6 protein-coding genes are annotated in these 7193 nt (G+C 66.0%); all 6 read left to right on the plus strand.

From position 1 onward, the window contains the following. Positions 1-227 precede the first annotated feature (227 nt). Positions 228-995 carry a hydroxyacylglutathione hydrolase gene (gene gloB / locus BIS11_RS07725; RefSeq protein ID WP_253418311.1) on the plus strand — a complete coding sequence of 256 codons (768 nt, stop codon included), beginning with the start codon at positions 228-230 and terminating at the stop codon, positions 993-995. Between the two features lie 23 nt (positions 996-1018). Continuing rightward, positions 1019-2248: a transglycosylase SLT domain-containing protein gene (locus BIS11_RS07730; RefSeq protein WP_253418308.1), complete on the plus strand. Its 1230-nt coding sequence runs from the start codon at positions 1019-1021 to the stop codon at positions 2246-2248. A 65-nt stretch (positions 2249-2313) separates the two neighbouring features. Beyond that, the gene (locus BIS11_RS07735; protein WP_253418306.1) at positions 2314-4203 is read left to right on the plus strand and encodes an extracellular solute-binding protein; all 1890 of its coding nucleotides are present in this window, start codon (positions 2314-2316) and stop codon (positions 4201-4203) included. Between the two features lie 32 nt (positions 4204-4235). Further along, the gene (locus tag BIS11_RS07740; protein ID WP_253418304.1) at positions 4236-5309 is read left to right on the plus strand and encodes a microcin C ABC transporter permease YejB; all 1074 of its coding nucleotides are present in this window, start codon (positions 4236-4238) and stop codon (positions 5307-5309) included. Between the two features lie 2 nt (positions 5310-5311). Next, positions 5312-6379, plus strand: a complete 1068-nt coding sequence (locus BIS11_RS07745) for an ABC transporter permease (protein WP_253418302.1) — start codon at positions 5312-5314, stop codon at positions 6377-6379. Then, positions 6372-7193, plus strand: an 822-nt coding sequence (locus tag BIS11_RS07750; RefSeq protein WP_253585886.1) for an ATP-binding cassette domain-containing protein, incomplete at its 3' end; no start/stop codon positions are given. The genes BIS11_RS07745 and BIS11_RS07750, both read left to right, overlap by 8 nt.

Consider the following 7193-nt stretch of genomic DNA (forward strand, 5'->3'; position numbering starts at 1 on the left):
GTTTTCCACCACTGGTCCCAGGCAGGCACGCTGCGCTTCCCACAGCGAACGCCCCGCCGGCGACTGCCAGTAAGCTTGGCTTTGGGTCATGCATCGGGCGAGCATCGCCGCCGTCGGGGAATTTGACATGAACTGCGCTTGCCTCCAAAGTAGCGACTTTTTTCGACCGCTGTGGGTCGTCCAAGACCCACGCAGCAGCGTTGTCTGAACGTTAAAGGATCTCGCCCATGATGAGCGTGACACCGATTCCCGCGCTGAGTGACAACTATATTTGGTTGCTGAGACAGGATACCAGCCAAAACGTTTGCGTGGTGGACCCCGGCGAAGCGGCACCAGTCATCGAGCTTCTCGAGCGCGAAGGCCTGACACTCGCCACGATCCTCATCACCCACCACCACGGCGATCACACCGGCGGTGTCAAGGAGCTCAAGAAGCGCTACGGGGCCCACGTGATCGGCCCGAACAACCCGGCCATCGAAGGCATCGACCAGGTCGTCGATCACGGCGACGAGATCCGCGTAATGGGACGTCTGTTCGAGGTGATCGCCACCCCCGGCCATACCCTCGATCACGTCAGCTACTTCGCCGCCGGCATTCCGGCGCTGCTGTTCTGCGGAGATACTCTGTTCAGCGCCGGCTGTGGTCGTCTGTTCGAAGGCGAGCCCGCCCAGATGCTCGACTCTCTGAACACCCTGGCGCGCCTTCCCGAGGACACCCTGGTGTTCGCGGGCCACGAATACACCCAGGCCAATCTGGCCTTCGCCCAGGCGGCAGACCCGGACAATACTGCCCTCCCTCATGTCCGCAACGAATGCGACAAAGCGCGCGCGATGGATCGCCCCACGCTTCCCAGCACCATCGGGCGCGAGCTCAAGATCAACCCTTACCTGCGCCTGGCCACCGACAGCGTGCGCCGCAGCGCAGGTACACAAGGCCCGAATGGTGACGACCTGGCGACGTTCACGACGTTGCGCGAATGGAAGAACCGTTTCTAACGCCTTTAGCCAAAAGACCGACTATGACCTATCGTACGATCCGCCAGCGCTTTGTGTTGAGCGCTGGCAGCACCGTGATCATGGGCCTCTTGATGGCCGCCGCCGCGAACTCCGAAGCCTCCCCCGGCACGCTCGGCAGTTTCAACGCCTCCTCCAGCACCACGACACCCCTACCCTCGCCGCGCGAAGAGCAAGCCCGAGCGCCGCGCCTCGACGCCTACCACGGCCACTTCTGGGACTCGCTGAGCCTCGAGCCCCAAGACGTCTGGAGCGTGATGCGCCAGAGCTTCCAGTGGCAGGAAATCACCCTGCCGCTGGAGGCGCAGGCGCGGGTCGACGAATGGATCGAGCACTACCGCGCCCGCCCGCAGAACATCGTCGAGATCACCCGGCGAGCCACACCCTGGCTTGCCTGGATCAGCGAGCAGGTCAGCGAGCGCGGCCTGCCCGGCGAGATTGCCTTGATTCCCTTCGTCGAAAGCTCCTTCGACCCCAGTGCCAAGAGCCATCGCGGCGCGGCGGGGCTTTGGCAGTTCATGCCCGGTACCGGTGACGCCCTGGGGCTGGTGCGCAACCAGAGTTACGATGGGCGCCTGGACGTCGTCACCTCGACTCAGGCGGCGCTCGACTACCTCGAGTCCCAGGCCGCCGAGTGGTACCAAGGCGACATCATGCTCTCGCTGGCCGCCTACAACGCCGGCGCCGGTACCGTCAACAAGGCCCTGCGCAGCGCCCAGAGCCAGGGGCTCGACGGAAGCTATTGGGATCTGTCGCTGCCGTCGGAAACCATGCAGTACGTGCCCAAGCTCAAGGCGATCGCCACCATCATCCAGGACCCGGAGCGCTACGGGGTCGAGCTGCCGGACATTCAGGCCACCCCGGCCTTCGCCAAGGTCAAGCTCGAAAACCCGCTGAGCCTGGCCGAAGCCTCGCAGCTTCTCAACGTCAGCCAGCGGGCCCTGGCCGAACTCAACCCCGGCCTGCTCGGCGCCCAGGCGGGCCCGCGCAACGGCCAGACGCTGCTGGTACCCGAATCCGCGGACAGCGAACTGATCGCCGAACTCTCGCAAAGCAGCGACCGCGCCCTGGCCTCGACCGAGACGCCGGCGGTCCACCGCGTCGAAAACGGAGACAGCCTTTCCGCCATCGCCGCACGATATAACCTTGACCAGCGCGATCTTATTCGCTGGAATGCGCTAGACCGCCCCGGTGCACTCACCCCCGGGCAGCTTCTGGCGCTCACGGCGCGCTGAGGAGCATTCATCCTTCGGCCATCGCGCGGGTGTGATGGCCTCTTGGCAACGATAGGACATCCTTCATGCAAAGCGGTGTGGCGTTTGTGAATACCTTGCGTGCGCTGCTGCTGACCCTCGGCGCGCTCTCCCTGCCGGTGGCGGCAAGCGACGAGAGCGTCGTCCAGTCGCTCATGGAGGAGCCTTCCAGCGGCCCGGTGGAGACCGTCCACGCCCTGTCGCTCTACGACAGCCCCGAACTTCCCGACGGGTTCGCCTACTTTCCCCACGTCAACCCGCAGGCCCCCAAGGGGGGCAGCATGATCCAGACCGCCGTGGGATCGAGCTTCGACTCGACCAACCCGTTCATCATTCGCGGCACCCCCGCCACGGGCATCGGCCGGATCTACGACACGCTGATGGCGAGCAACCCGGGCGAACCCTTCAGTCTCTACGGGCTGGTCGCCGAAGGCGTACGCCTGGACCCGGAGCGCGAATGGATCGAGTTCGACCTGCGCCCGGAGGCGCGCTTCCAGGACGGCGAGCCGCTGACCGCCTACGACGTGGTGTTCTCCTTCGATCTCTTGCGCGAGCAGGGCAGCCCGTTCTACGCAAGCTACTATGCCGGGGTTTCCCAGGTGATCGCGCAGAGCGAGCACCAGGTGCGCTTCGAGTTCAGCGACACCACCTCCCGTGAGCTGCCGCTGATCGTCACCCAATTGCCGATTTTGCCGCGCCACTACTGGGAGCCGCGGGACTTCGGCTCGCCCACCCTCGCCGCTCACCCGGGCTCCGGCCCCTACGAAATCGCCGAGGTGGACCCGGGCCGGCGCATCGTCTACGAACGCGACGAGAACTACTGGGGGAAGGATCTGCCGGTCAACGTCGGGCGCTTCAACATCGACCGGGTGATCTTCGATTACTATCGCGACCGGGACATCGCCTGGGAGGCCTTCAAGGCGGGACTTATCGACTTTCGCGAGGATGCCCGCGCCGCCACCTGGGCGATCGGCTACGACTTCCCCGCCTACCGTGAGGGGCTGATCGAGCGCATCACCGTGCCGGACGTGAACCCGTCGCTGATGCAGGCCTTCGTCTTCAACCTGCAAAAGACGAAGTTCCAGGACGCCCGGGTACGCGAGGCGCTCTCCCTCACCTTCGACTTCCCGTGGCTCAACACCAACATCTTCTACGGCGCCTACTCGCGCACCGAGAGCTATTTCCAGAACTCCGAGATGCAGGCCCGGGGAGCGCCTTCCGAAGAGGAGCTCGCGCTGCTCGAGCCGCACCGCGAGGAGCTGGTCGACGCCTTTCACTCGGACCGGCTGTTCACCGATCCCTTGCCGATCGCCGAGCCGGAGGATCTGCGCGAGCGCCTGCGCCGCGCCCTGGCGCTTTTGCGCGACGCCGGTTACGAGATCGAGGAAGGCGAGCTGATCCATGCCGAAACCGGCCGCCCGCTGCGCCTCGAGGTATTGATGTACGACGCGGCGATGGAGCGGGTGGTGCAGCCCATGCTCAGGAACATGGCACGGCTCGGCATCGACACGTCCATGCGCATCGTCGACATCAACCAGTACCTCAACCGGGTGCGCGACTACGACTACGACATCGTGATCAGCCACTACCCGCAGTCGAACAACCCCGGCAACGAGCAGCGCGACTACTGGACGAGCGCGGCGGCCGACACGCCTCAGAGCCGCAACCGCATGGCCCTGAAGAGCGCGGCGGTGGACGACCTGGTCGACCACATCATCCGTGCCGAGGACCGCGAGGCCCTGGACACCGCGACCCAAGCGCTGGATAGGGTGCTGCGCTGGGGCTTCTACGCCATTCCCCACTACCACTCCGGCGAGACGCGCATTGCCGTGTGGAACAAGTTCGGGTACCCGGAGCCCTTTCCCGCATACGCCATGGACCTGGACGCCTGGTGGGTGGACGCCGAGCGCGAAGCCGAGCTCGAACGGCGCCGTTGACCGGGCCTTCGCCCCACTGACTGGAGTTCATCGTGGCCCGCTATACCCTACGCCGACTGCTGTTGATGATCCCGACGCTGCTGGGCATCATGCTGCTCAACTTCATGATCGTGCAGGCCGCCCCGGGCGGGCCGATCGACCAGATGCTGGCACGCTTCGAAGGCGCCGACGCCATGGCCAGCACGCGCCTGGACATGGGCGGCGCGGACATCCAGGTCAGCGACGACTCGCGCGGGGCACGCGGCATCGACCCGCGCTTCATCGCCCAGCTCGAGCAGCAGTTCGGCTTCGACAAGCCCGCCCACGAGCGTTTCCTGACCATGATGGGCGACTACCTGCGCCTGGATTTCGGCACCAGCTTCTTTCGCGACCGTCCGGTGATCGACTTGATGATCGAGCGGCTGCCGGTGTCGATCTCGCTCGGGCTCTGGACGACGCTGCTGGTCTATCTGATCTCGATTCCGCTGGGGATTCGCAAGGCGCTTCGCCACGGCTCGCGCTTCGACGTCTGGACCTCGGGACTGGTGATCGTCGGCTACGCCATTCCCGGCTTTCTGTTCGCCATCCTGCTGATCGTGCTGTTCGCCGGTGGAAGCTACCTGGACTGGTTTCCGCTGCGCGGGCTCACCTCGCCGGACTTCGCCGAGCTTTCGCTTTTCGGCAAGATCAAGGATTACTTCTGGCACATCACCCTGCCGGTCGCCGCGGCGGCCATCGGCAGCTTCGCCACGCTGACCATGCTCACCAAGAACAGCTTTCTCGACGAGATCCACAAGCAGTACGTGCTCACCGCCCGGGCCAAGGGCGCAAGCGAGCATCGCATCCTCTACGGGCACGTGTTTCGCAACGCCATGCTGATCATCATCGCCGGGCTACCGGCGGCGATGATCGGCATCTTCTTCACCGGGGCGCTGCTGATCGAGGTGATCTTTTCGCTGGACGGACTCGGCCTTCTCGGCTTCGAGGCGGTGATGCAGCGCGACTACCCGGTGATCTTCGGCACGCTGTTCCTCTATACCGTGATCGGGCTGATCCTCAAGCTCGTCTCGGATCTCACCTACGTGTGGGTCGACCCCCGCATCGACTTTGCCACCCGGGAGTCGTGACCATGGCCGCCCTTCGCCTTTCGCCGATCACCCGGCGCCGCCTGAACGCCTTCAAGGCCAACCGCCGCGCCCGGGTGTCGCTGTGGCTGTTCGGAGCTCTGTTTCTGGTCAGCCTCGCGGCGGAACTCGTCGCCAACGACAAGCCGCTCGTGCTGCACTACGACGGCCAGTGGTACGCGCCACTGCTGGTGGACTACCCGGAAACCGAGTTCGGCGGCTTTCTGCCCACCCGGACCGACTATCTGGACCCGTTCATCCAGGAGCAGATCGAGGAGAACGGCTGGGCACTGTGGCCACCGATCCGCTTCTCCTACCAGACGCTGGACATGCAGATGAGCCGCCCGTCGCCGGCGCCGCCGGATGCCCGCCATTGGCTCGGCACCGACGACCAGGGGCGCGACGTGCTGGCCCGGGTGATCTACGGCTTTCGCCTGTCGGTGGCCTTTGCCCTGGTATTGACCGCCGGCTCCATCGTCACCGGCGTGCTGGCCGGCGGCGTGCAGGGCTACTTCGGCGGCAAGGTGGACCTGATCGGCCAGCGCGTCACCGAGATCTGGTCCGGGCTTCCCGTGCTGTTTCTGCTGATCATCCTGGCGAGCTTCGTGCAGCCGGGGTTCTGGTGGCTTCTGGGCATCATGCTGCTGTTCTCCTGGCTGGGGCTCGTGGACATCGTGCGCGCCGAGTTTCTGCGCGCGCGCAACCTGGAGTACGTGCGCGCCGCCAGGGCCATGGGACTGCCGTCGCGGCTGATCATGTGGCGCCACGTGCTGCCCAACGCCATGGTGGCGACCCTGACCTTCATTCCGTTTCTGTTCACCGGCGCCATCGGCACGCTGACCGCGCTGGATTTTCTCGGCTTCGGCCTGCCGCCGGGCTCGCCGTCGCTGGGTGAGCTCGCCGCCCAAGGCAAGAACAACCTGCACGCGCCCTGGCTCGGCATCACCGCCTTCATGACGCTGGCGATCATGCTGTCGCTGCTGGTGTTCATCGGCGAAGGGCTGCGCGACGCCTTCGATCCCCGCCACGTGAATGCCGCCACCGCACCGACCCCGGGAGCCTCGCATGTCTGAGCCGCTTTTTCGCCTCGATGACTTTGGCGTCACCTTCGACGGACAGCCGGTGGTGACCTCGCTCTCGCTGAGCGTGGCGCGCGGCGAGACCCTGGCGATCGTCGGCGAGTCGGGCTCCGGCAAGTCGGTCTCCGCCCTGGGAGCGATCGACCTTCTGCCCGGCAACGCCGAGGTGAGCGGCGGGCGCTGGCTCGAGGGCACCTCGCTATCAGGTCTTGGCAAACGCGAGTGGAACGCGCTGCGCGGCAACCGGGTCGGCTTCGTCTTCCAGGAGCCCATGACCTCGCTCAACCCGCTGCACCGCATCGGCAGGCAGATCGGCGAAACCCTGCGCCTGCACCAGGGGCTTCGCGGTCACGCCGCGCGCCGCCGCGCCCGCGAGCTGCTCGAACAGGTCAAGCTGCCGCGGGTCGACGAGCTGCTCGACGCCTGGCCCCACCAGCTCTCCGGCGGCCAGCGCCAGCGAGTGATGATCGCCATGGCGATCGCCAACAACCCGGCCCTTCTGATCGCCGACGAACCGACCACCGCGCTCGACGTCACCGTCCAGCAGGAGATCCTGGCGCTGCTCCGTGAGCTTCGCGACACCCACGGCATGGGAATGCTGTTCATCAGCCACGACCTGAACCTGGTGCGCCGCTTCGCCGAGCGGGTGTGCGTCATGCGGGCGGGCCGTGTCGAGGAGATCGGCCCCGTCGAGCAGATCTTCGCGCACCCGCAAAGCGACTACACCAGGGCGCTGATCGCCGCCGACCCCGAGGGCCGGCCGGCGCCGGTCACGGATGCGCAACCGCTTCTGAGCGCGCGGCAACTC

This window comes from Halomonas sp. 707D4 (assembly GCF_024158685.1).
Taxonomy (GTDB): Bacteria; Pseudomonadota; Gammaproteobacteria; order Pseudomonadales; family Halomonadaceae; genus Vreelandella.

Bases quoted from the DNA above. Each gene is read 5' to 3' on its own strand.
- gloB (WP_253418311.1), top strand. From the start codon at position 228: ATGATGAGCGTGACACCGATTCCCGCGCTGAGTGACAACTATATTTGG.
- BIS11_RS07730 (WP_253418308.1), top strand. From the start codon at position 1,019: ATGACCTATCGTACGATCCGCCAGCGCTTTGTGTTGAGCGCTGGCAGC.
- BIS11_RS07735 (WP_253418306.1), top strand. From the start codon at position 2,314: ATGCAAAGCGGTGTGGCGTTTGTGAATACCTTGCGTGCGCTGCTGCTG.
- BIS11_RS07745 (WP_253418302.1), top strand. From the start codon at position 5,312: ATGGCCGCCCTTCGCCTTTCGCCGATCACCCGGCGCCGCCTGAACGCC.